Origin of the sequence: Halorussus vallis (assembly GCF_024138165.1) — an archaeon.
Lineage (GTDB): Archaea > Halobacteriota > Halobacteria > Halobacteriales > Haladaptataceae > Halorussus > Halorussus vallis.
On the sequence record NZ_CP100000.1, the window covers coordinates 3,038,805 to 3,060,558 of the forward strand.

The window sequence follows — 21,754 nt, forward strand, 5'->3', positions numbered from 1 at the left end:
CTTCCCGCCGTCGGTTTCTTCACTCCGACCCGACCCGCGGGTCGACCGCGAGGTACGCGAGGTCCTGGACGAGGTTCCCCACGATGCCCGCGAACGCGACGACCATCGTCACGCCGAGGATGAGCGGGACGTCGCGCTGTTCGATGGCCGCGAGTCCGACCGTGCCGATGCCGGGAATCGAAAAGACGTGTTCGAGGATGAAGACGCTCACCACGAGCACGCCGAGCAGGTCGGCGAAGAACAGCGAGAGGAGCGGGAGCGCGGCGTTCTTGACGACGTGGCGGCCCACCACCCAGTTCGACGCGCCCTTCGCGCGCACCAGTTTGAGGAACTCGGTGTTGACGTACTCGCGGGACTCGGCCCGGGCGTACCGGAGTTGGCCGGCGAGGAGGCTGACGCCGAGGATGACGGCCGGGAGGACGACGTGCGAAACCGTCCCTTCGCCGAAGAAACCCTCGCCGAACGCGCCGAGACCGAACAGGAGGGCGACCTTCGCGAGCCAGTAGTTCGGAATCCCGTAGCCGAGGTAGGCCCCGCCGCTCGCGACCCGTTCGAAGGCGCTTCCGGGGTTCAGCGCCGCGTACACCCCGAGTCCGACCCCGCCGACCAGCGCGAACACCATCGCGGGGACGAGGTACGCCAGCGTGGCGGGAAGCGCCCGACCGAGGACGGCCGTGACCGGAGCGTTCTGGCTGTACGACCGGCCCCAGTCGAGCGTCGTGATGTCGACCAGCCACCGGAGGTACCGTTCGGTGACCGGTTCGTCGAGGTTCCGTTTCTCCTTGTATGCGCTGATGGCGTTCTGCACGATTTCGGCGCGTTCGGACGCGTTGGCCCGCTGAGCCTCCGGGGAGTGGCCCGCCTGATAGGCGACCAGCCCCACGTTCGGGTCGGCGGTCAGCGCGACGAACGCGAACGTGACCGATATCACGAGGTAGACGGCGAACACCGCGAACAGTACTCGCTTGGTGACGTGCTTCCACAGCGCCATCGTCTGGAGTCTCTCCTCGGTGGAAAAGTGAACGAACTGATACAAAGAGTTTATGAACGAGAGTAGTAATGTATCTGCCATATCGCCGTCGTCGCGCTCGGCGACCGCCCGCTCCGAAACGGGGTGTCCGAACGAATGGCCGCAGATGCCGACCCGTCTCCCGACCGGGAACCCATCGAGTGGGTCGACTGGGACCGACTCGACACCGGCCGGTCGGTTCCCCGACGGCTCGTCGGTCTCTTCGGCGCGCTGGCCGTCGTGGCCGCGCTCTACCGGTACTCGCAGGTCCACGGGACCGACCTCTTCCTGCCGTGGTCGCCGTCGCTGTTGACGTGGGCGTTCCGGGTGAGCCTCGTCGTGCTCGCGTTCCTCGGCCTTCCGCCGCTGGTCGCGAACCCCGAGCGCGCCCGCCGCTACTGGCGACGGTTCCGGCGGAATCGGCTCGCCGTCGCGAGTCTCGGCTACCTGGTCGCGTTCGTCGTCCTCGCGCTGGTCGGGCCGGTCGTCTTCGGCCGCCCGAAGGTGAACCCCGGCGTCGGATTTCAGCCGCCGGCGTTCTTCACCGTTTCGTACGGCACCATCGCCATCAACTGCGTCGGTCCCGTCACCGGCACCGGGATAAACCCGATCTGCGTCGGCACGCTGCGGTATCCGCTCGGGACGACCAAACTCGGCGAGAACGTGCTCGTCCTGCTGATTGCGGGGATGCGCGTGAGCCTGCAGGTCGCGGTCGTCGCCACCGCGTTCATGATTCCGGTCGCGACGACCGTCGGCATCGTCTCGGGATACGTCGGCGGACGCCTCGACACCGCGCTGATGCGCTACGTCGACGTCCAGCAGGCGGTCCCGGCGTTCGTCGTCTACCTCGTCCTCGTCTTCGTCTTCGGCAAGAGCCTCTTCCTGCTCGTCGCGGTGTTCGGCCTGCTGAACTGGGGGAGCGTCGCCCGCCTGGTCCGGAGCGAGGTGCTCCGACGCCGCGAGGAGCAGTACGTCGAGGTGGCCGAGAGCGCGGGCGTGAGTCGGACGACCGTCCTCCGGCGACACCTGCTCCCGAACGTCTCGAACGCGGTGCTCGTGGGCGCGACGCAGAAGATACCCCAGTTGGTGCTCATCGAGACGGGGGTCACGTTCCTCGGCCTCGGCGACGTCGGCCGCCGGTACCAGTCGTTCGGCGAAACCATCGCCGACGGCTTCGACGGCGCGTTCGGGAACCCCGCGCTGGAGGTCTGGTGGATATGGGTGCTCCCGGTCGTCGTACTGGCGGTTACGATCATCGCGTTCGCCGTCGTCGGCGACGCGCTTCGGGACGCCTTCGACCCGCGGGGTGAGGTCTGATGTCGGCGCTCCTCTCGGTTTCGGACCTCCGAGTGCGGTTCCGCACCGACCGCGGTGTCGTCCGGGCGCTGGACGGCGTGGACTTCCGGGTCGACCCGGGCGAGACGCTCTGTCTGGTCGGCGAGAGCGGGTCGGGCAAGACCGTCGCCTGCGAGTCGCTCACCCGCCTCGTGCCGACGCCGCCGGCCGAACTCGACGGCGAGGTCCGGTTCGACGGCCGGGACCTGCTGTCGGCGTTCGACCGGCGACTCCGTGCGGTCCGAGGCGACCGCATCGCCTACGTCTTTCAGAACCCGCAGGGCGCGCTCGACCCGGTGTACACCGTCGGCGAGCAGTTGATGGAGGCGATTCTGATACACCGCGACGTCTCGAAGTCGGCGGCCCGGAGTCGGTCGATTCGACTGCTTGACCGCGTCGGGATTCCCGACCCCGCCGAGCGCGTCGACGAGTACCCCCACGAGTTCTCGGGCGGGATGAAACAGCGGGTCGTCATCGCCGCGGCGCTGGCGGCCGACCCGAACCTGCTGGTCGCGGACGAACCCACGACCGCCCTCGACGTGACCACCCAGGCCGAGATTCTCCGCCTCCTCGGGGAGATACAGCGAGAGCGCGAGATGGCCGTCGTGTTCGTCACCCACGACCTCGGCGTGGTCGCGCAGGTCGCCGACCGAGTGGTGGTCCTCTACGCGGGGAAGGTGATGGAACGGGGCGGCGTCGAGGCGATCTTCGACGACCCGGCCCACCCCTACACTCGCGCACTGCTCGACTGCCTCCCGCGACGCGACCGTGCCCCCCGACCGATACCGGGGTCGTTCCCCGACCCGACCGACCCGCCCGCAGGCTGTCGGTTCCACCCGCGGTGCCCCCACGCGGTCGCCGACTGTCGGTCGGGCGACCAACCTCCGGAAGCGTCGGTGCCGGGGGACGACGCGGAACCCGTCACGTCAGCCGAAGCCGAGACCTCGGCTTCGGCCGACCACGTCGCGGCGTGCGTCTACTACGACGGTGACCGCGACCCCGCCGCGCTGGATCGCGGAGCGGACGCCGTCTCAGCACCGCCGGACGACTCGACGCCCGACGAGGAGGAACGAGGATGAGCGACGCGACCCGCTCGCCCGAGGAAACCCGCGCGGGCGAGGACGCGCTGCTGTCGGTCCGCGGCCTGAAGAAGCACTTCCCCCTCACGAAGGGACTGCTCCGCCGCGAGGTCGGCCGCGTCCGCGCCGTCGACGGTATCGACTTCGACCTGCGCCCCGGCGAGACGCTCGGCCTGGTCGGCGAGTCAGGCTGTGGCAAGTCGACGGTGGCCCGGACGGTGGTTTCGCTCGAATCGCCGACCGCGGGGACGGTCGAGTTCGACGGCCGCGACGCGACCGACCTCCCGAGCGACGAGCGAAAGCGGTTCCGCAGGCGGGTCCAGATGGTGTTCCAGGACCCCACCTCCAGTTTCGACCCGCGGATGACGGTCGGCGAGTCGGTCGCCGAACCGATGGTCGCCCACGGCCTCACCGACGACGAGCGCCTGTCGGCCCGCGTCGACTCGCTACTGGGACTGGTCGGACTCTCGACCGACGACGCCGACAGCTACCCCCATCAACTCTCCGGCGGACAGAAACAGCGGGCCGCCCTCGCCCGAGCGCTGTCGCTGAACCCGGACGTGCTCGTGCTGGACGAACCCGTGTCGGCGCTCGACGTGTCGGTCCAGGCCGAAATCCTGGCGCTCGTCGGGGAACTCCAGGACGCGTTCGACCTCGCCATCCTGCTCATCAGCCACGACATGAGCGTCGTTCGACAGCTCTGCGACCGCGTGGCGGTGATGTATCTGGGCGAAATCGTCGAACGCGGGCCGACGACCGCCCTCTTCGACGACCCCGGACACCCCTACACCCGCGGCCTCCTCGCGGCGATTCCGGAACCCGACCCTCGCGACGGATGGGAGACTTCGGGGCTGTCCGGCGAGGTTCCCGACCCGGCCGACCCGCCCGCGGGATGTCGATTCCACACCCGGTGTCCGGCGGTGATTCCGCCGGCCGACCTCGACGTCTCCCGGTCGGAGTGGCGGTCGATATTCGCGTTCCGCGTGGCGCTCGAGGACGGGACCTTCGGTCTCGAATCGGTGCGCGAGCGACTGGTCGACGGTGCGCCGGGGGACGACGTTTCTGTAGACGGCGAAGTCTCGCCGGCGCGACTCCGAGAGGCCGTCCGCGACGCCTACGACCTGCCCGAGGACCTCGACGCCGCCGCCGCCGACCGCGCGCTCGCCGACGCCGTCGTGGCGGCCGTCGACGGTGAGACGGAGTCGGCGGTCGCGCGACTGCGCGAGGCGTTTCCGACGGTCTGCGTGCAGGAACGTCCGGAAACACACGAATCGGGGGCGAAAACCGTCGCGTGTCACCTGTCTCGGGACGGAGAGTCGAAAGCGGAGACGGTCGACGGCGAGGACTCAGCGAACGGTCGATAGACGGGGCGCAGGTTGAAGTCGAAGCACCTCCGGGGCGTCGCGCACTGGGTCCAGGCGTACTATCCGGCGCCCGCGCCGTTGCAGACCAGCACGACGTCGACGAGCCAGTCGAACGGGTAGAGCGTGGGATACCGTCCTGCACGCCGCTGTCACCTTCCGGTTCGAGCGGTCATCGGAGAAGAATCGGACCGCTCACTCGGCGCACTTCTGCGCGTCGGCGCACTCGGCGTCCGCGTCTATCGGGACGTCTATCTCGTAGAGATTCTGGCGGGCGTCGGCGAAGTAGACGTCCTCCTCGACCACGCCGAGGTCCTCCAACCGTTCGAGGGCGTACCGAACGGTCCGGGCCGACAGCATCGACTCCTCGACTATCTGTTTCTGGGTGAGCGAGCCGTTGTATTCGAGTACCTTGAAAACGAGTTTCGCACTCGGCGGCAGGTCGTCCAAATCCTCTCGCTCAGACTGAGACACCATCATTACGTTTCGAAACATCCCATCGCTATAAAACCACCTTTTCCTGCGGTCGAACTCGCGGCAGGGCCGCGAGTTCTCCCTGGGAAAATCTGGACCAAAACCGCGGTACTCCTTCTACGGAGCCTCCGGCTCCGCATCAGTCCGTGCCGCGTCCGCTCGCTCGAACACGCGGCCGTCACCGGCCGCGCATCGCTCGTTCGCGGCGCTACCGCTATACTCACCGCCGGGGGAAGTATCGTTTGCCGAAACTGGAGGCTGTTTCAAGTATCCTCGTTCGTAACCCGAATCGTTTGCCCGTCTCCATCTCCCGTTTCGCTCGACCGACCTCGTGCGGTGGCACTCCGTCTCTTTCCGCGAGCGAACGGAGTGAGCGAGCGGCCCAAGGAACCACCGACGGAGCGGCGAGGCGGCGAAGCCGCCTCGGCCGCGACGGTAGGTGGTGACGCCGCGGTTTTGGTCCAGATTTTCCCAGGGAGAACTCGCGGCCCTGCCGCGAGTTCGACCGCAGGAAAAGGTGGAGGTTGAGGTCGGGGCATTTTTGAAGTAGGGTCCCTGAGCAGTACCCATGGCTACGAAATCGGTGTCCGAGCGACGGAAGTCCCACATGCGGGGCGTGACGGTCACGGCCGTCGCGACGCTGGCGGGGGTCGCCGCGGCGCTCGCCTCGTCCGCGCTCGTCGGGCTGGCGGCGAAAGACCAGCTCGCACTGGGCGTGGTGGGTGGGTTCACCCTCGCGCAACTGCCCGTGATGCAGGTGCTCGGAATCGACGTGAACGACTTCTCGACCAAGGATTACCTCTACGTCCTCTTCATGACGTTCTCCATGTGGTTCGTCACGTGGACCATCCTGCTGACCAACGGCGTCACCCTGTAATCATGGCAGAAGACAGTATCGCCGTCGTGGACCTCGAGCGGTGCCAGCCCGAGCGCTGCAGCTACGAGTGCAAGAACTACTGCCCGCCCAACCGGACGGGCAAGGAGTGCATCACGCTCCGGGGCGAGGACGCCGACGACGGCAAACCCGACCAGATACAGATCAGCGAGGAGATCTGCCTGGGCGAAACCTGCGGCATCTGCGTCGAGAAGTGTCCGTTCGACGCCATCGAGATCATCAACCTCCCCCAGGAACTCCAGGACGAACCGGCCCACCGCTACGGCGAGAACGCCTTCTCGCTGTACGGCCTGCCGGTCCCGCTGGAGGGCCAGGTCACCGGCATCCTCGGACCGAACGGCATCGGGAAGACCACCGCGGTCAAGGTGCTGGCCGGCGAACTCGCGCCGAACCTCGGCCGCTACGAGGACCCGCCGGGATGGGAGGAGGTGCTCGACACTTACCGCGGAACTGAACTCCAGGACTACCTCGCGGCGGTGAAGGACGGCGACGTGAGCGTCGCCCGCAAGCCCCAGTACGTCGACAAGATTCCCGACCAGTTCGGCGGGTCGACCGCCCAACTGCTGGAGAACACAGACGAGCGGGGCGTGCTCGACGACCTGCTCGAACGCCTCGAAATCGAGCACGTGATGGACCAGGACATCGACAGCCTCTCGGGCGGCGAACTCCAGCGCGTGGCGCTGGTGGCGTGTCTCGCCCGCGACGCCGAGTTCTACTTCGTCGACGAGATCACGCCGTACCTCGACATCAGCCAGCGGGTCGCGGCCGCCCGCCTCATCCAGGAGATGGCCGAGGAGCACGGCAAGTCGATGCTGGTGGTCGAACACGACCTGGCCATCCTCGACCTCGTCGCCGACAACCTCCACGTCGCGTACGGTGAACCCGGCGCGTACGGCGTCATCACGTCGCCGAAGTCGGTGCGCAACGGCATCAACGAGTACCTCGAAGGTTACCTGAACAACGAGAACATGCGCATCCGGCCCCAGGCCATCGAATTCGAGGAGCACGCCCCGCGGGAGGTCACCCGTGCCGACACCCTGGTCGAGTACCCCGACATCGCCAAGTCCTACGGCGAGGGCGAGTTCAGCCTCGAAGTCGAGGGCGGCCAGATCCGCGAGAACGAGGTGCTGGGCATCGTCGGCCCGAACGGCATCGGGAAGTCGACATTCGCGAAACTGCTCGCCGGCCGACTCGAACCCGACGAGGGGGAACTCGACTTCCGCCTCGACATCGCTTACAAGCCCCAGTACATCGAGATCGACCAGCCGATGCGGACCGACGTGTTCCTCCAGTCCATCACCGACAAGGTCGGCTCGTCGTACTGGGACACCGAGATCGCCCAACCGCTCCAACTCGAACGCATCATGGAGCAGAACCTCACCGACCTCTCGGGCGGCGAGCGCCAGCGGGTCGCCATCGCGGCCTGCCTGTCGAAGACCGCCGACCTCTACCTGCTCGACGAACCCTCGGCGTACCTCGACGTCGAACAGCGGGTCCGGGCGACCCGCGCCATCCGCCGGTTCGCCGAACAGCGCGACGCCACCGTGCTGGTCATCGACCACGACATCTACATGATCGACCTGCTGGCCGACCGCCTGATGGTCTTCGACGGCGAACCCGCGGTCAGCGGTCACGCGACCAAGCCGAAGGGGATGCGCGAGGGGATGAACGACTTCCTGTCGAACCTCGACATCACCTTCCGGCGCGACGAGAACGTCGGCCGGCCCCGCATCAACAAGCCCGGCAGTCAACTCGACCGCCAGCAGAAGAAGGAAGGCGAGTACTACTACGCGCCCTGAGCCGTCCCGTCGGCCGTAACTCGGTGAGGACTCTCACAATCTCCTCCGGGCGCGCACCCACCGTCTTCTGCGCCACCCTTCCGGTCACTTTTCTGCGTCGCGCTTCGAATACCCACGGCCGACGGGACGATTTAGGGCCTCTCTAGGCCTCGAAACCGACGTTCCTCCGGACCCCGCCGAGCGCTTAGACCGTTCATAGTAATGGAATTTCGGCGGCTACTCCGGGGTAGATGAAACGAACACTCGTCCGACTCCACGCGCTGTTGCTCGTCGCGGTGCTGGTCGCGTCGGCGGTCGTCCCGTTCGTCGGCGCCGGCGCGCTCGCGGGCGCCGCGGCGCCCGCGAGCGCGAGCGTCTCAGCCCTCGCCCTGCGTGCGCCGAACGATGCGGAGGCCGTCGCGAGTCCGAGCAGTCCGAACGCCACGGCGACCCACCGGTTCGCCGTCCCCGTCTCGACGAACGTCTCGTTCACGGGCGTCGAACTCGCCTACGAGGCGAACGTCGGCCTCGGCGGCGTCTCGGCCGCCGACGTTCGCGTCGGCGTCGACCGGCACGGCGACGGCGACGGGTTTGGCACCGACGCCGAGTTCACCGACTCGGTGACGAACGTCGACGCGAGCGGGTCGACGCTGACCGTCGAGGCGAGCGGGAAGTACGACCTCTCGGCCGGCGACGAACTGGTCGTCGCGGTCGAAGGCGTCCGGAACCCGCCGAAAGCCGGCGACCACGCGGTCACCGTCGCGGTCGCACCCGACAAGTCGGGCGCGACCGCGACCGCCGAACTGGCGATTCGGGACCACGTCCCCCGAATCGCGATGGTCGTGACCGGTAACACGCCCGGAACCGTCTCGGTCCAGCACTACCTGCCGGCCGACGAAACCGGCTTCCTCGTGGTGCGAAACGAGACGGGCGCCGTCCTGGGCGTCTCGGACCCCATCGAGGGTGAACCGCCCTACGAGAGCGAGTGGCACCGTGTCTCGCTCTCGCGAACCGACGCCGCCCAGAACGCCACGATTACCTTCTACGACGACGCGAACGGCGACGGCGCGTTCGACGCCGCGACGGACGAACCGTTCGTCGTGGCGGGTCGGAACGTCACGAAGACCGTGCGACTCTCGGCGGCCGGGCCAGTGACGACGACCGAGACGGCGACGGCGACTCCGACCCCGACCGCGTCGACCGACTCCGGGGCGGGCGCGACGACCGCCGCGACCGAGACGACGGCGAACGCGTCGGACGAGACGACCCCGAGCGAGACGTCCGCGGACGCCGACGGAACCACCAGTTTCGTCCCCGGGTTCGGCGTCGGCGCGACCGCAGTTGCACTCGTCGCGGCGGCGCTGTTGGCGACACGGCGATGAGGTCGCGCTCGGGGATTCGCCCCCGAGCGCGTGGAGTCCGGATGGCCGAGGGTCGCCGGTCCGGAACCGAACCACTTTCTTCCGAGCGGTCTTACCCGCCACCAGTGACATCGGACCTCCCCTCCTGGTTCGGCACCGGCCACGAGCGCCGGGCGAAGGCGTTCGCCTGCCTGGCGCTGCTCTCGCTCGCGGTGGCGTCGGTCGGCGTGCTCGCCGCGCCCTCCCATCCCCGCGTGACCGTCTCGACCGACGCCCCAGAGTCGAACACGCTCGTCGCCCTCCAGGGCTACCACCACGAGGGACGGGCCGTCGAGGTCACCCCCGACGGTGAGATCGCCTGGGAGTACGCGAAACCCGACGACGTCTTCGACGCCGAGGCGCTCGCCCCCGACCGCATCCAGTTGTCGACCGCCAACGAGATTCCCGACCGGAAGTGTCCCGCCCGCTTCCGGAACGATGGGTTCGAGAACTGCGTGCGAAACAGCCTGCGAATCGTCGACAAGTCCAGCAAGGAAACCGTCTGGGAGTACGCGTGGTACGACGTGAAACTCCACGAACACGAACTCCACGACGCCGACCACTACACGGTAAACGGCGAAGACCGCTGGGTGATGGTCGACATGGGAAACGACCGCGTGTTCGCGGTGAACCGCCAGAAGGAGGTCGTCTGGGAGTGGAACGCCACGGACGCCTACGAGCGTCCGGCGAAACTGGGTCCGGAGGGCGACTGGACCCACGTCAACGACGTGGACCGAATCCGGCCGGGGGTCTTCCAGATCAGCCTCCGGAACTTCGACACCGTGGCCGAACTCCGGGTCCGGAACGGGTTCGTCTCGGTTCGTCCGGTGGTCGGCCCGAACAGTTACGCCGAGCGCGGCGACGTCCTCCACGAACAGCACAACCCCGACCGACTCGCCGACGGCCACCTCCTCGTGGCCGACAGCGAGAACGACCGCGTGGTCGAACTGAACCGCTCGGGCGACATCGTCTGGGAGTTCGGCGGCAGCGCCACTCTCGACTGGCCCAGAGACGCGGACCGCCTGCCCAACGGCCACACGCTCGTCGCCGACTCGTACAACGACCGCGTGGTCGAGGTGAACGAGCGCGGCGAGGTCGTCTGGGCGGTCGAAACTGGCGGCCTCCCCTACGAGGCCGACCGACTCCCGGCCGAGTGGAGCGCCGACGCCCGCGCGGAGGGCAGCAGCGACCGACCGACCGCGCCCGAAGCGAACCTCTCCGACGGCGTCGAGGAGGGGTCGGTAGTCGAAGGCTACGCCGAGTACGCCGTCTCGATGGCGAAGTACGTCCTCCCCGTCGGTTTCGGCGAACAACTGTTCCCGCTCACGTTCGGCCTCCTCTCGCTGTTCGGTGCCGCGATAGAAGGCGTGCTATGGCGGCGGTAGTCCGTCGCCCGGGTCGACGCGCCGCTGGCGTCGAAGCGTCAAGCGTCGAGTTCGGAATCCGCGTTCGAGAGAAGGTGACCGACTACAGCACCGTGCGCTGGCAGGACCCGCAGAGGTTCTCTTCTTTCACGTCGACTTCTCGGACGGTCGGCGAGAAGTTCATCACGCACCGCTTGTTGTCGCAGTGTTCCAGCCCCATCGTGTGGCCGATCTCGTGGACGACCTCCTTGCGGACGCGGTCGGAGAAGATGTCGCTTGCACTCCGGTTCGAGAAGCCGCCGTCGCTGGAGGTCTGGAGCCGGTAGGTCGAGATGACGCTGCCGTTGCCGTCGAGGTAGGCGAGGCCGAACACGTAGTTTCGGCGGCGGTAGAACAGGTCCTTGGGAGTGATGGCGATGTTCTTCTCGCCGGAGCCGAGCCGACTGGCGAGTTCGATGAACTCTTCGGCCCGGTACTGGTCGCGCTTTTCGTCGTGCGCCCCCGCGGGGACCGGCTGGGACTCGTGGATAGAAACATCGCAGTCGTAGACCGCACGGAGTGCGGCCGAGGCCTGGCGCTTGACCTGCGCCGTAACGTCCCCCACGGGGACAACGTCGACGAGCATGGGAAACACTATGAGTGACCCACCCATAAACTTCCCGCCGTGAGACCGCCAACCCGCGACGCCCTCGCCGACCGCCTCTCGGCGTTCGAAACCCTCGTCGAGGTGGGAATCGGTAACCGGACCGACGTGGCGGCCGCGCTTGCGGACGCCGGGCAGTCGGTGACTGCGACCGACGTCCACCCCCGGGAAGTCCCCGCGGGCGTCGCGTTCGTCGCGGACGACGTGACCGACCCCGACCCCGAGGTGTACGCCGACGCCGACGCCGTCTACGCGCTCAACCTGCCCCCCGAACTCCACCGCCCGGCGCGCGACTGCGCGCGCCGGGCGGACGCGGCCCTGCTGTTCACGACGCTGGGCGGCGACCAGCCGGTGATTCCGGTCGAACGCGAGACGCTCCCCGGCGAAACCCTCTACCGGGTTCGGGAGTAGGTCGGATTCGGCTCGTCCGCGCGCTCACTCCTCGTGCGGAACCATCTCGGTGCCCCCGCACTCGAGGCACTCCTCGCGGTCGGTCCGGTACCGCTCGCCGCAGTTCCGACACTCGTAGTCGGAGTCTTCGCTCGTCGCCGACTCGGCCGCCGCCTTCTCGGCGGCCTGCTTGAACTTCTCGACGTTCCGGCCAAGGTCGCTGAACAGTCCCATGGGTTCGGTTACCGAGAGGGGTCCTGCGGGGATAAGTGCTAGCAGGCGAGCGTCAGTGGAATCAGTCCCGTTCGGGCCGAAACGCCCGGAGCGTGTCGCGGTCGCCCGCCTCGGCGTGCACCTCCGCGAAACCTCGCTCGGTGAACACCCGGTTCCAGTCGCGGTAGTACAGCGGGAACTCGTCGTTGACGTAGTTCACCGCGGGGTCGTCCCCGTCGGCCGAAGCCGCTTCGCCTTCTCCGCTTTCGCCCTCGTTCTCGACCGTCACGAGTAGGCTCTCGGTGATGCGAGCCAGTTCGTCGAACACCCACGCATCGTCGGGGTGGAGGTGCTGGAGCGTCTCGACCGAGAACACCGCGTCGAACCGGTCGTCGGCGAACTCGCCGACCACGTCCTCGATGGCGGCGGCGTAGAACGTGCCCGTCTCGGCGAGGTCGGGGTACTCCTCGGCCATCACCTCGAACGCCTCGTCGTTGATCTCGATGCCGTGGAGGTCGTCGTAGCCGCGCTCTCGGAGGTGCGCCAGGTGGCGTCCCGAACTGCACCCCAGTTCGAGGACCGCGGCGTCCCGCTCCACCGCGTCGTCGATTCGCGCGCCGACCGACTCGCTCGTCTCGTCCGGCCCGTAGTAGGCGTAGTAGTCGGGCGAGTACTCGCCCGACCGCTCTGCCCACCGTCGACGGACCTCGTTGGAATTCACTCGAGTCGATACGTCGCCCGGCCGTAAAACCCCCCGGACGTCGTCGGTTCCCGACAGCTTCGGTCCGTCTTGCCGCGACGAGGCCCTGCGGGGCCTCAGCACCCGCCACGACGCTTAACAGCGACGAGAGTGACTATCCAACGTGTCCGTCGCTCCAGACCCGTCAGAGATCTTTCAGCGTGCGGTCGAGGAAGGCGAGCGCCGCCTCGACCAGTCGATGCTCGAACTCGTCTCGACCAGTTTCATCGCGGGGTTCACCGTCGTGTTCGGGATGATCGCCCTCGGCATCGTCGAGGGCGCGTTCGAACCGCGGTTCGGCGAAATCGCCAAGGTCGCCGGCGCGCTCGCGTTCGGCGTCGCGCTCGTGTTCCTCGTCGTCGGTCGGACGGAACTGTTCAACGAGAACTTCTTCGACCCGACGGCGAAGGCGGTCGACGCCGACGACACCTGGATGGTCGGTTCGCTGATTCGCCTGTGGGTCGTCACGTTCGCGCTCAACCTCGTCGGCGGTGGCCTCTTCGTCTACCTGCTGTCCGTGGAGGGCGCGCTCACCCCCGGCGCGGTCCACGTGCTGACCCGGACCGCCGAGGAGATCGTCCACCGGCGGGCGCTCCCCGAGTTCGTGAAGGGAATCACCGGCGGCGCGCTCGTCTCCCTGCTCTCGTTCATGCTGGAGGCCGTCGACAGCGTCGGAAGCCGAATCACCGTCTCGTACGTCGTCGGCGTCCTGCTGACGCTCGGCCCCTTCGACCACGTCATCGTCACGATACTCCACGTCCTCTTCGGCCTCTTCCTCGGCGCCAACATCGGCCTCGGCGCGCTGGCCGTCACGACCGCCGTCGTCACGGCGGGCAACCTCGTCGGCGGACTCGGTCTGGTCACGCTCAGCCACGTCGCGCAGGTGAAGGGCGCCCGCCAGTCCGGCGAATAGCCGGGGAACGAGTTCGACCGTCAGGGCTTCCGCGCGACGACGACCTCCGCGGCGTGGCGGTGGGGTTCGCCGTTGGAGTCGTCGTCGAACACGAAGGCGTCTTCCTCCAGAATATCCCAGTCATCGTAGTAGCCCCGCAGTTCGCCCTGTGCGTAGAAGTGTTCGTTGTCTCCCCAGTCGGGCGCGGTCGCCACCTCGGGGTGGTCGACGAACGCGAAGACGGCGTGCACGCGGTCTTCGCGGGTCGCCTCGCGGAACCGGCGGAACTGCGCCTCGCGGTTCTCGGGGCGGAGGTACTGGAGCGTCCCGATGGAGTAGAACAGGTCGACGCGCTCGGGGAGTTCGAGGTCGTTGACGTCGCCGCGGCGCGTCTCGACTTCGACCCCGCGCTCGTCGGCCAGGCGTTCGGCCTTCTCCAGGCCCGCGGGAACCGGGTCGACGGCGTAGGTCCGGAACCCCTCTTCGGCCAAGTAGACGGCGTCCCGGCCTTCGCCCGCACCCACGTCCACGGCGACCGGCGCGTCGGACGCGCCGGTCGCCGTGGACGCTTCGCGGGTCGCTTCGACGTACTCGACCGCCGTCGCCGCGAGGTCGTTCGGTTCGGTGCCCCAGTAGTACTCCTCGGCGCTGTAGCGTTCCTGCAACTCGGCGCGGTCCATGTCGGGGCCAACGGTGCCGGGGGTTACCGGGGTTTCGGTTCCGTTTCGTCTCCGATGACGGAAGACCCTTACTCCCCGATTGACTACTCCCGCGCATGCACGCAGACGCGGTCGTGTTGGACATCGACGGCGTGGTCGTCGACGTAGCCGACTCCTACCGGCGGGCCATCGTCGAAACCGTCGAGCGGGTCCACGGCGACACCATCGAGAAGCCGGCGATACAGCGGTTCAAGGACGCCGGCGGCTTCAACAACGACTGGGAGTTGACCGACGCCGTCGCGCTGTTCGTCCTCGCGAAACGCGAGGGATTCGACGCCGACGTCGCGGAGTTCGCCGACCGAATCGCCGAGCGCCGCCGGCAGACCGGCGCTGAGAGCGCCGACGGTCTCGACGCCGCCGAGGCGGTCGTCGAGGACGCCGTCTCCGCCGAGGCGAACGACCGAATCCGAGAGGAGTGGGACCCCGAACGCCACCGGGCGGTGTTCCAGCAGTTGTACCTCGGGGCCGACCTCTACGCCGAACTAGAGGGCGAGGAGGCCGACATCGACGCGCCGGGGTTCGTCCACGACGAACCGGTGCTCCTCGACCCCGCGACCCTCGACGCACTGGCCGACTACCCCCTCGGCGTGGTCACCGGCCGCCCCGCTGCGGAGGCCGACATCGCCCAACGCCGGGCCGACCTCGACGTGCCCGAAGACCGGCGGTTCACGATGGACGACTGGGAGGAGGGCAAGCCCCATCCCCACGCACTGACGACACTCGCCGAGCGGTTCGACGCCGACTCGGTGGTGTTCGTCGGCGACACGCTCGACGACGTGCGCACCGCCACGAACGCTGCCGCCGAGGACCCCGACCGCGACTACTACGGCGTTGGCGTGCTGACGGGCGGGTTGACCGGCGAGGAAGGCCGCCGGAAGTACGAGGAGGCGGGCGCCGCCGCGGTCGTCGACTCCGTCAACGACCTCCCGGACCTCCTCGACGGCGCCTAAAAATGGCCTGTCTCGACAAGCGAACCGCCGTTCCGTCCTTAACTCTTACGCCCGATAGAGAATGGTTCACACCGCTCGGTCCGAACTCGCTCTCGACGATCTCTTCGAATTGCTCGCCAACGAGCGTCGCCGTCGGGTCCTCGAACACGTTCGAGGTGCCGACGGACCGACCGGGTTGCCCCAACTGGCGGCCGACATCGCCAAGCGCGAGTCCGACGGGATCGTCGACTCGGCGTCACCAAGTGAGGTCGAGCGCGTCCAGGCGTCGCTCCACCACCAGCACGTCCCGAAGCTCGCGGAGTCCGACGTTGTCGACCGCGGTCCCGACGGCGAGACGGTTTCCTCGGGTGCGAACGTCGCCGACGCCGCGCGCCTCCTCGACGCGGTCGACCGCGTCCCGTCGGTCGCGTCGAACTGAACGGCCGGACTCGTCTCCCCCGACGCGACCGTTCGGTTTTTAGCCCAGTAGTGTGAGTCCATCGACATGGATTGGTCCAGACTCCCCTCCGCGGTCATCGCGGCGCTGTTCGTCGGGTTCCTCCTCGGCACGCATCTTTCGCCGCCCGACGCCTTCACCCAGTTGTTCTACTCCGCCCCATTGGTCGTCGTCGCGCTCCCGTTCGCCTACCGGTTCGAACCCGAACTCTCGCGGGCGACGGTCGGCCAGCACGCTATCTTCGTCGTCTGTCTAATAGGTGCGCTGGCGAGAGGGAACCGACTCGTTCCCGTCCCGGACGGGGCCGCGCTCGCGTTCGCCCGCGCCGCGTTCGCGCTCGCGGGCCTCGCGCTCGGCGGTTGGCTGGCGTATCTCGGCGGCCTCGGCCGACTCCGCGATGGGGCAGGAGCGTGAGCACCAACTGGCGCGCGGTCGAACGCGTCGGATGGACCCTCGCCCTCGGAGGCTTCCTCGCGGTCATGCTCGGGTCCGTCCTCGCGCCGAATCCGACGCGATTCTGGCCCGCCGCCGCGGCGTCGCTGGTCGTCGCGCTCCCGGTCGCCTACTGGTTCGTCGCCCGCCACCAGCGAGCAGACGACGGCCCGGTCGCGGGCCGATTCACGCTGTTCGTGATGGTGGCCGTCGCCGCGGCGACGGCCACCATCTCGCTGGTCGAGTCGGCGACCGCACCGGGGACGACCGCGGCGGCCGCGGGGCGGACCGCCGCGGTCGTGGCCGCACTGCTGGTCGGCAACTGGGTCGGCTACGGCGGCGGGTACGAGGCGATTCGTCGCCGCGTCGTGTGAGCGAACGTCGGTTTTCGAGTCCGGAAGCGCCAGACGACACCGACCACCGGAGGCGCAGGGTGACACAGGTTTCCGGAAGCGCTCTGTGAACCAACCGCCGTGGGTGGGACTGAAAGGGGCCGCCCGCTCGCGTTTACATGGTCGCCTGTGGGACCCCTATTCGGCGAGCGGCGAAGCCGCGAGTCGAATATGTCTCACAGCGACCGCGAGCGGGCGGGGGCTTTCGAAGTGGTCCTGTTAGCTGTCGTTGCGGTCGTCGTTGGAGAGCGGGCGGGGGCTTTCGAAGCGGTTGCTGTCTCGATTGCGGTTGCTCGTGATGAACGAGTAGCGACTTTCGAGGCGGTCACAGGAACCCTACCTCGTCTCTAAATGCTGGCTGCGAAGCCGATTTCGAACACCCGAAGGCGTTGCCGGAGTGAGGAACGTTTAATCCGGCCCCGGCCGCAGGTGGAGTATGCGAATCGCACTGCTCGGCGGGACGGGCGACATCGGCCAGGGGCTGGCGCTGCGGTGGGCACGCGACACCGACCACGAGATTCTCGTCGGGTCGCGCGACCCCGAGAAGGCCCGCGGGAAGGCCGAGGAGTACGAGACCGAACTGGACAGCGTCGGCGTCGAGACGACGGTCAAGGGGTTCGCCAACGAGATGGCGGCCGACCGGGCCGATATCGTGGTGCTGGCGGTGCCGGCCTACCACGTCCGGGACACCGTCGAGGCAGTCGCCGACCGAATCGGGGATTGCGACGCGCTGGTGACCCCCGCGGTCGGGATGAAGCGTGACGACGAGGGGTTCCACTACAAGCCGCCGAAGGTCGGGAGCGTCACCGAACTGGTCGCGGACACCGCGCCCGACGGTGTGCCGGTCGTCGGGGCGTTCCACAACCTCGCGGCCGACCGACTCGCGAACCTCGACGTGGAACTCGACCTGGACACCCTCGTGGTGGGCGACGACGAGGACGCGGTCGGCCACGTGGTCGCGATCGCCGAGGAGATAGAGGGCCTCCGGGCGCTCCCGGCCGGCGGCGCGGCCAACGCCGCCGAGGTCGAGAGCCTCACGCCGCTACTCATCAACATCGCGATGGCGAACGAGGGGATGCACGACGTGGGCGTGAAGTTCGAGTGAGGCGACGGCAGAGCGAAGTCGGAGAGCGAATAGCGAGGAGACGGCGCGAGGACGGACCGGACTCCTCGTCCCCCAGACGCTTTAACTCCGTCGCCGCCGTATACCGGTGTATGACAAACTGGTACGCCGTGATGGTGGGGTTCGTCGTCTCGGTCGTCGCCGGCGTCATCGGACTCGTGATTCCCGGCCTCGGCCAGTTAACCGCCGGACTGCTCGGCGGCTTCATCGCGGGGTACATGGCCGCTGGCGGGGCCGGCCGGGGCGCCTGGCACGGCCTGCTGGCCGGCTCCATCGGCGGTGTCGTCCTCGCCGTCGTCGTGGGCGTCGCGATCAGCGCCATCGGCGCGGTCGGAATGGGGCCGCTGGGGCCGCTGCTCGGCGGGGGTATCTTCGTCTTCGGCGCCGTACTCGCGCTGATCCTCGGCCTCGAGAGCGCACTCGCCGGCGCGATCGGCGGCTGGATCGCCGAGGAGTAGCGCTTCGAGGGCTTCGAGCACTTCGGACGTCACGCCGGGCGGCGCCTCCCGAACATTCTTATCGAATCGGTAACCATTCGTGGACGATGCAGTGGGAGACCGACTGGGAACTCCGCGCGCGGATGGCCGCGGTGTTGTTCGCGCTCGCGGCGCTCCTGGGCGCATTCGCCGTCGCCATGCACTGGGTGCTGACCGACGCGTTCGTCGCGTTCTCGGCGTTCCTGCTCGGCGGCGACGCGCCCGTGGTCGTCGGCGACCGACTCGGTGCCGGACTCCTCGCGGTACTGTTCGTCGCCGCGGTGGTTTCGGAACTCCTGGTGAGCGAGAAACTCACCGGCGAGGACACCGACCTCCGGTCGTCCGACGACGCGCCCGCCGAACTCCGAACGCGGCTCGCCCGCCTCGCCCAGACCGCCGACCTCCCGTCGCCGAAACTCCGGACGGTCGAAACCGAGACGCCGAAGGCGTACACGACCGGCGTCCTGCCGGGCAACGCGACCGTCGTCGTTTCGACCGGGCTCGTCGACGCGCTCGACGACGAACAGCTCGACGCGGTGCTGGCCCACGAACTCGCCCACGTCAGAAATCGCGACGCGGCGGTCGTGACCGCCGCGTCGCTGGTCGAAATCGTCGGCCGGTGGCTGCTGGAGACGTTCGAGCGGCCGGCGTCGGACGACCCCGAGACGGCTCCCCGGCGACGGGAATCCCCGGCGAAACGGTTCCTCTACGGAAATCCTATTTCGTCGTTCCTCTGGCTGTTCTACGCGGTCGCGGTGCGGCCCGTCGCGTGGGGGTTCTGGTGGGTCGGTCGCGGGCTGTCCCGACTCCTCTCCCAGCACCGCGAGTACGCCGCAGACCGCGGTGCGGCCGCCATCACCGGTTCGCCGGCCGCGGTCGCCTCGGCGCTCGCGACGCTCGACCGCGCGGCCCGCGAACACCCCGAGACCGACCGCCGGGCGCGCGAGGCGGTTCGGGCGGGCTTCTACGTCGTGCCGGTTCCGGAGTCCGACGACGACTTCGACCCGAGCGAGTACACCGGCTTCGCCGTCGCCGCCGAACACCGCGAGCCAACCGCCCTGGAGCAGTTCGACGCGGCCGCGACCGACGCCACCGCCGCCGCCATCGAGGAGGCCAACGACGCGACCGACTTCCCGACCCACCCGCCGACGGGCGACCGCATCGCCCGCCTGCGGGAACTCGAAGCCGAATCCCTTTCCGGGTCGCCCGCGAACTGATTCGCATGGCAGACCCAGACGCCGAGACGCTCCTGCCGAACGAGCGCATGCGAGACGGTGCCAGCGCGGGCGACGTGACCCAGATTCACCGCGGCCGGCAGTACGCCGAGGCTGGCGACCGCTTCGAGGTGGATGGCGAGGAGTTCGAGGTCGTCGAGGTCCAAGAGCGGACGCTGGGCGACCTGACCGACGAGGACGCCCGCGCAGAGGGGATGCGCGACCTGGCCCAGTACCGCGAGATGCTGGACCGCGCCCACGAGGACTTCGAGTGGAACGACGAGAGCGAGGTCGTTCTGCACCGCTTCGAGAAGGTCGAGTAGTCGGTCGGTGCGGGAACACCTGAAGCCATACCAGAAAAGGGCGACCAGTCGAAGGGAGCCACCCACTCGTACCCATCGGAGTAATTTTTCGACCGAGGCGTCCTGCTCGCACGATACAACTGAGTGACCGCACCGCGACGACCACACGCCTCCCCAGCCGACTCCTTCGTTCACGCCTACGGCGTTCTCTCAGTCGTCCCTCGCGCGAGATTGTCGCACCCGCAAGGGGTGCGACCGCGCGCGCCACGCCGAAGGTCGGTATCGCGCACCGTCACAGCCGCCGCGGCGCGCGCTGGCGTGAGTTCAACTCACGCCAACGTCGCGCGAGGTCTGCGCGAGCGAAGCGAGTGCAGGCTCGGAGGACGCGGTTTGTCCTCCGGTGGATGACCGAGCGCCGGCAGGCGCGACCGAGTCGGCTGGGGAGGGCTGTGGATTGCGGTCGCGGTGCGGTCACTCATCGTCATCGTGCGAGTAGCGGTCTGCGGTTGCAGTTCGTCGCACTGCGGCTACATCAGACGAAAGTAGAAACCGGGCGAAAACCGACGACTCACCGACGTTCCCGGAGTTCCGCGCGCAGGTCCCCCATGTCCATCCCCTTCATCGACAGCAGCACCAGCAGGTGGTAGACGATGTCGGCGCCCTCGTGGGCGATCTCCTCGCGGTCGTCGTCCTTCGCCGCCAGAATCAGCTCCGTGGTTTCCTCGCCCAACTTCTCCAGGACGGCGTTCTCGCCCTTCTCGTGGGTGAACAGCGAGGCGGTGTACGAATCCTCCGGGAGGGTCTCCTTGCGGTCCTCGACGACCGCGAACAGTTCGTCCAGAATCTCGCCGGTCGATTCGCCGCCCTCACTCGACTCCGCGGCCCCCTCGGCCTGGTCCCCGCTCATGGTCCCAGTTCGGCGACTTCGCGGATGTCCTGGAGTTCGTCGAACTCCTCGCGGTCGCGGCCGCCGGACTCGAACACCTCGGCTTCGACCTCGATGGGTGCGTTCGTCCGGGCCGCCATCGCCAGCGAGTCGCTCGGTCGGGCGTCGACGACCGTGTCGCCGCGGGCCGTGTCGAGGTGGAGGTCGGCGATGTAGGTGTTGTCCTCCAGCGCGGAGACGACCACGCGCGTGATTCGCCCGCCGAGTTCCTCCATGATGTCGAGGGCGAGGTCGTGGGTCAGCGGGCGACCGATGTCCTCGGCTTCCATCCCCCGGGCGATGCTGATCGCCTCCTCGAAGCCGATGAAGATGGGGAGCACGTCCTCCTCGTCGTCCGATGCGAGTACGACCACCGGGACCGGTCCGTCGCCGGTCATGGCCACGCGCACCGCGTCGATTTCGGCGTCCATGCCCGGACCGAGGGGTGCCAGAAAGAAAAATCTGCCCTACCGAGAATCGTCCGCCCGCGCGAAACCGACCTACTCCGACGCCGCGAGGTCGCCGGCCGGTTCGCCGGCCGACTCGTTCTCGAAGAACGCCAGGCCGTGGATTCGCGAGTCGGCGGTCAGTTCGGGGTGGAAGGAGGTGCCGACGACCGGGCCGTCCCGGACCGCGACCGGGTTGCCGTCCCACGACGCCAGCACCTCGGCGTCCCCGCCGGCGTCTGCGATGAGCGGCGCGCGGATGAACACCGCCGGGAACGGCGCGTCGAGGCCCTCGACGTCGAGCGGCGCCTCGAAACTGTCCTTCTGGCGGCCGAAGGCGTTGCGCTCGACGGTCACGTCCGCCACCCCGAGGTTCTCGACGCGGTCGTCGCCCGCATCGTCGGCGGCGACGATGAGGCCCGCGCAGGTCGCCAGCACGGGCTTGCCGGCCTCGACGTGGGCGACGATCTCCTCGGCGATGCCCTCCGAGCGGAGGAGCCGCGAGATGGCGGTCGATTCGCCGCCCGGCAGCGACAGCAGGTCGCAGTCGGGGACGGTTCCGGCGGTCCGGATCTCGGCGACCTCGACCTCCCGGCCGTGGCGGTCGGCGGCCCGGCGAATCGCGTCGGCGTGTTCGCTCACGTCGCCCTGGACGGCGACGACACCCGCTTGTAGGGTCATTGCCGGGAGTTGTGGTCGGGGCGAGAAAAAGGGCGCGTCTCGGCACGAGGGGTTCCACGTCGTCTCGGTCGACGTTACTCCACGCC

The 21,754-nt window shown here is 68.4% G+C and carries 26 protein-coding genes; 17 read left to right on the forward strand and 9 right to left on the reverse strand.

The annotated features are described in order from the left end of the window. Positions 1 to 19: 19 nt before the first annotated feature. Positions 20 to 991: an ABC transporter permease gene (locus tag NGM07_RS15370; protein ID WP_253513127.1), complete on the reverse strand. Its 972-nt coding sequence runs from the start codon at positions 989 to 991 to the stop codon at positions 20 to 22. A gap of 135 nt (positions 992 to 1,126) precedes the next feature. Here NGM07_RS15370 and NGM07_RS15375 point away from each other — a divergent pair, with 135 nt between their 5' ends. Genes NGM07_RS15375 through NGM07_RS15385 form a run of 3 tightly spaced genes read left to right on the forward strand, consistent with a single transcriptional unit; the run spans position 1,127 to position 4,787 of the window. Then, positions 1,127 to 2,326 carry an ABC transporter permease gene (locus NGM07_RS15375; protein WP_253513129.1) on the forward strand — a complete coding sequence of 400 codons (1,200 nt, stop codon included), beginning with the start codon at positions 1,127 to 1,129 and terminating at the stop codon, positions 2,324 to 2,326. Next, positions 2,323 to 3,423 (forward strand): ABC transporter ATP-binding protein, encoded by a 1,101-nt coding sequence (locus tag NGM07_RS15380; protein WP_368410307.1) that lies wholly within the window; start codon positions 2,323 to 2,325, stop codon positions 3,421 to 3,423. Before NGM07_RS15375 ends, NGM07_RS15380 begins: the two co-directional genes overlap by 4 nt. Next, positions 3,420 to 4,787, forward strand: coding sequence for an ABC transporter ATP-binding protein (locus NGM07_RS15385; protein ID WP_253513133.1), 1,368 nt, complete (start codon positions 3,420 to 3,422; stop codon positions 4,785 to 4,787). Before NGM07_RS15380 ends, NGM07_RS15385 begins: the two co-directional genes overlap by 4 nt. 192 nt (positions 4,788 to 4,979) lie before the next feature. On the opposite strand, the gene NGM07_RS15390 is transcribed toward NGM07_RS15385, so the two are convergent. After that, positions 4,980 to 5,258, reverse strand: a complete 279-nt coding sequence (locus tag NGM07_RS15390; protein WP_253520217.1) for a MarR family transcriptional regulator — start codon at positions 5,256 to 5,258, stop codon at positions 4,980 to 4,982. A gap of 568 nt (positions 5,259 to 5,826) precedes the next feature. Between NGM07_RS15390 and NGM07_RS15395 the strand changes: the two genes are divergently transcribed. The 4 genes from NGM07_RS15395 to NGM07_RS15410 all read left to right on the forward strand — a co-directional run bounded on the left by NGM07_RS15395 (position 5,827) and on the right by NGM07_RS15410 (position 10,716). After that, positions 5,827 to 6,135 (forward strand): EMC6-like membrane protein, encoded by a 309-nt coding sequence (locus NGM07_RS15395; protein WP_253513134.1) that lies wholly within the window; start codon positions 5,827 to 5,829, stop codon positions 6,133 to 6,135. A 2-nt stretch (positions 6,136 to 6,137) separates the two neighbouring features. Beyond that, the gene (locus NGM07_RS15400; protein ID WP_253513136.1) at positions 6,138 to 7,952 is read left to right on the forward strand and encodes a ribosome biogenesis/translation initiation ATPase RLI; all 1,815 of its coding nucleotides are present in this window, start codon (positions 6,138 to 6,140) and stop codon (positions 7,950 to 7,952) included. Between the two features lie 230 nt (positions 7,953 to 8,182). Further along, a complete protein-coding gene (locus NGM07_RS15405) occupies positions 8,183 to 9,313 on the forward strand; it encodes a PGF-CTERM sorting domain-containing protein (protein WP_253513138.1) in 1,131 nt (376 codons plus the stop codon). A 104-nt stretch (positions 9,314 to 9,417) separates the two neighbouring features. Then, the gene (locus NGM07_RS15410; protein ID WP_253513140.1) at positions 9,418 to 10,716 is read left to right on the forward strand and encodes a hypothetical protein; all 1,299 of its coding nucleotides are present in this window, start codon (positions 9,418 to 9,420) and stop codon (positions 10,714 to 10,716) included. A gap of 82 nt (positions 10,717 to 10,798) precedes the next feature. Here the strand turns inward: NGM07_RS15410 and NGM07_RS15415 are convergent, their stop codons facing one another. After that, on the reverse strand, positions 10,799 to 11,320 hold the full coding sequence (locus tag NGM07_RS15415; RefSeq protein ID WP_253513142.1) for an archaemetzincin family Zn-dependent metalloprotease: 522 nt from the start codon (positions 11,318 to 11,320) through the stop codon (positions 10,799 to 10,801). A 39-nt stretch (positions 11,321 to 11,359) separates the two neighbouring features. Here NGM07_RS15415 and NGM07_RS15420 point away from each other — a divergent pair, with 39 nt between their 5' ends. Further along, positions 11,360 to 11,749 carry a UPF0146 family protein gene (locus NGM07_RS15420; RefSeq protein WP_253513144.1) on the forward strand — a complete coding sequence of 130 codons (390 nt, stop codon included), beginning with the start codon at positions 11,360 to 11,362 and terminating at the stop codon, positions 11,747 to 11,749. Between the two features lie 24 nt (positions 11,750 to 11,773). Here the strand turns inward: NGM07_RS15420 and NGM07_RS15425 are convergent, their stop codons facing one another. Together NGM07_RS15425 and NGM07_RS15430 are read right to left on the reverse strand one after the other, a co-directional pair. Further along, entirely contained in the window at positions 11,774 to 11,962 is a 189-nt protein-coding gene (locus tag NGM07_RS15425) for a hypothetical protein (protein ID WP_253513146.1), read from the reverse strand. 61 nt (positions 11,963 to 12,023) lie between these two features. Then, positions 12,024 to 12,662, reverse strand: coding sequence for a class I SAM-dependent methyltransferase (locus tag NGM07_RS15430; RefSeq protein ID WP_253513148.1), 639 nt, complete (start codon positions 12,660 to 12,662; stop codon positions 12,024 to 12,026). Positions 12,663 to 12,804: 142 nt separating this feature from the next. Here NGM07_RS15430 and NGM07_RS15435 point away from each other — a divergent pair, with 142 nt between their 5' ends. Beyond that, positions 12,805 to 13,593: a formate/nitrite transporter family protein gene (locus NGM07_RS15435; RefSeq protein WP_253513150.1), complete on the forward strand. Its 789-nt coding sequence runs from the start codon at positions 12,805 to 12,807 to the stop codon at positions 13,591 to 13,593. 20 nt (positions 13,594 to 13,613) lie between these two features. On the opposite strand, the gene NGM07_RS15440 is transcribed toward NGM07_RS15435, so the two are convergent. After that, the gene (locus NGM07_RS15440) at positions 13,614 to 14,252 is read right to left on the reverse strand and encodes a class I SAM-dependent methyltransferase (RefSeq protein WP_253513152.1); all 639 of its coding nucleotides are present in this window, start codon (positions 14,250 to 14,252) and stop codon (positions 13,614 to 13,616) included. A 95-nt stretch (positions 14,253 to 14,347) separates the two neighbouring features. Here NGM07_RS15440 and NGM07_RS15445 point away from each other — a divergent pair, with 95 nt between their 5' ends. From NGM07_RS15445 to NGM07_RS15480, 8 genes are all read left to right on the forward strand, one after another. Continuing rightward, positions 14,348 to 15,241, forward strand: coding sequence for a TIGR01548 family HAD-type hydrolase (locus NGM07_RS15445; protein WP_253513154.1), 894 nt, complete (start codon positions 14,348 to 14,350; stop codon positions 15,239 to 15,241). Positions 15,242 to 15,302: 61 nt separating this feature from the next. After that, entirely contained in the window at positions 15,303 to 15,659 is a 357-nt protein-coding gene (locus NGM07_RS15450) for a DUF7344 domain-containing protein (RefSeq protein WP_253513156.1), read from the forward strand. 66 nt (positions 15,660 to 15,725) lie between these two features. Then, the gene (locus NGM07_RS15455) at positions 15,726 to 16,091 is read left to right on the forward strand and encodes a hypothetical protein (protein WP_253513158.1); all 366 of its coding nucleotides are present in this window, start codon (positions 15,726 to 15,728) and stop codon (positions 16,089 to 16,091) included. Beyond that, complete coding sequence (locus tag NGM07_RS15460; RefSeq protein WP_253513160.1) at positions 16,088 to 16,483, forward strand: hypothetical protein; 396 nt, start codon at positions 16,088 to 16,090, stop codon at positions 16,481 to 16,483. Before NGM07_RS15455 ends, NGM07_RS15460 begins: the two co-directional genes overlap by 4 nt. Before the next feature lie 454 nt (positions 16,484 to 16,937). Continuing rightward, positions 16,938 to 17,606: an NADPH-dependent F420 reductase gene (gene npdG / locus NGM07_RS15465; RefSeq protein WP_253513161.1), complete on the forward strand. Its 669-nt coding sequence runs from the start codon at positions 16,938 to 16,940 to the stop codon at positions 17,604 to 17,606. A gap of 110 nt (positions 17,607 to 17,716) precedes the next feature. Continuing rightward, entirely contained in the window at positions 17,717 to 18,082 is a 366-nt protein-coding gene (locus NGM07_RS15470) for a DUF5518 domain-containing protein (protein ID WP_253513163.1), read from the forward strand. 86 nt (positions 18,083 to 18,168) lie between these two features. Further along, positions 18,169 to 19,317, forward strand: a complete 1,149-nt coding sequence (locus tag NGM07_RS15475; protein ID WP_253513164.1) for a M48 family metalloprotease — start codon at positions 18,169 to 18,171, stop codon at positions 19,315 to 19,317. Between the two features lie 5 nt (positions 19,318 to 19,322). Then, the gene (locus tag NGM07_RS15480; protein ID WP_253513166.1) at positions 19,323 to 19,637 is read left to right on the forward strand and encodes an ASCH domain-containing protein; all 315 of its coding nucleotides are present in this window, start codon (positions 19,323 to 19,325) and stop codon (positions 19,635 to 19,637) included. Between the two features lie 547 nt (positions 19,638 to 20,184). Here NGM07_RS15480 and hisE read toward each other — a convergent pair. The 3 genes from hisE to pdxT all read right to left on the reverse strand — a co-directional run bounded on the left by hisE (position 20,185) and on the right by pdxT (position 21,668). Further along, positions 20,185 to 20,523, reverse strand: coding sequence for a phosphoribosyl-ATP diphosphatase (gene hisE, locus NGM07_RS15485; RefSeq protein WP_253513168.1), 339 nt, complete (start codon positions 20,521 to 20,523; stop codon positions 20,185 to 20,187). After that, the gene (locus tag NGM07_RS15490; protein WP_253513170.1) at positions 20,520 to 20,972 is read right to left on the reverse strand and encodes a bifunctional nuclease family protein; all 453 of its coding nucleotides are present in this window, start codon (positions 20,970 to 20,972) and stop codon (positions 20,520 to 20,522) included. Before NGM07_RS15490 ends, hisE begins: the two co-directional genes overlap by 4 nt. A 69-nt stretch (positions 20,973 to 21,041) precedes the next feature. Then, positions 21,042 to 21,668 (reverse strand): pyridoxal 5'-phosphate synthase glutaminase subunit PdxT, encoded by a 627-nt coding sequence (gene pdxT / locus NGM07_RS15495; RefSeq protein WP_253513172.1) that lies wholly within the window; start codon positions 21,666 to 21,668, stop codon positions 21,042 to 21,044. Positions 21,669 to 21,754: the final 86 nt, after the last annotated feature.

Bases quoted from the DNA above. Each gene is read 5' to 3' on its own strand.
- NGM07_RS15370 (WP_253513127.1), bottom strand. From the start codon at position 991: ATGGCGCTGTGGAAGCACGTCACCAAGCGAGTACTGTTCGCGGTGTTC.
- NGM07_RS15375 (WP_253513129.1), top strand. From the start codon at position 1,127: ATGGCCGCAGATGCCGACCCGTCTCCCGACCGGGAACCCATCGAGTGG.
- NGM07_RS15385 (WP_253513133.1), top strand. From the start codon at position 3,420: ATGAGCGACGCGACCCGCTCGCCCGAGGAAACCCGCGCGGGCGAGGAC.
- NGM07_RS15395 (WP_253513134.1), top strand. From the start codon at position 5,827: ATGGCTACGAAATCGGTGTCCGAGCGACGGAAGTCCCACATGCGGGGC.
- NGM07_RS15400 (WP_253513136.1), top strand. From the start codon at position 6,138: ATGGCAGAAGACAGTATCGCCGTCGTGGACCTCGAGCGGTGCCAGCCC.
- NGM07_RS15405 (WP_253513138.1), top strand. From the start codon at position 8,183: ATGAAACGAACACTCGTCCGACTCCACGCGCTGTTGCTCGTCGCGGTG.
- NGM07_RS15415 (WP_253513142.1), bottom strand. From the start codon at position 11,320: ATGCTCGTCGACGTTGTCCCCGTGGGGGACGTTACGGCGCAGGTCAAG.
- NGM07_RS15425 (WP_253513146.1), bottom strand. From the start codon at position 11,962: ATGGGACTGTTCAGCGACCTTGGCCGGAACGTCGAGAAGTTCAAGCAG.
- NGM07_RS15440 (WP_253513152.1), bottom strand. From the start codon at position 14,252: ATGGACCGCGCCGAGTTGCAGGAACGCTACAGCGCCGAGGAGTACTAC.
- NGM07_RS15445 (WP_253513154.1), top strand. From the start codon at position 14,348: ATGCACGCAGACGCGGTCGTGTTGGACATCGACGGCGTGGTCGTCGAC.
- NGM07_RS15450 (WP_253513156.1), top strand. From the start codon at position 15,303: ATGGTTCACACCGCTCGGTCCGAACTCGCTCTCGACGATCTCTTCGAA.
- NGM07_RS15455 (WP_253513158.1), top strand. From the start codon at position 15,726: ATGGATTGGTCCAGACTCCCCTCCGCGGTCATCGCGGCGCTGTTCGTC.
- npdG (WP_253513161.1), top strand. From the start codon at position 16,938: ATGCGAATCGCACTGCTCGGCGGGACGGGCGACATCGGCCAGGGGCTG.
- NGM07_RS15470 (WP_253513163.1), top strand. From the start codon at position 17,717: ATGACAAACTGGTACGCCGTGATGGTGGGGTTCGTCGTCTCGGTCGTC.
- NGM07_RS15475 (WP_253513164.1), top strand. From the start codon at position 18,169: ATGCAGTGGGAGACCGACTGGGAACTCCGCGCGCGGATGGCCGCGGTG.
- NGM07_RS15480 (WP_253513166.1), top strand. From the start codon at position 19,323: ATGGCAGACCCAGACGCCGAGACGCTCCTGCCGAACGAGCGCATGCGA.
- hisE (WP_253513168.1), bottom strand. From the start codon at position 20,523: ATGAGCGGGGACCAGGCCGAGGGGGCCGCGGAGTCGAGTGAGGGCGGC.
- NGM07_RS15490 (WP_253513170.1), bottom strand. From the start codon at position 20,972: ATGGACGCCGAAATCGACGCGGTGCGCGTGGCCATGACCGGCGACGGA.
- pdxT (WP_253513172.1), bottom strand. From the start codon at position 21,668: ATGACCCTACAAGCGGGTGTCGTCGCCGTCCAGGGCGACGTGAGCGAA.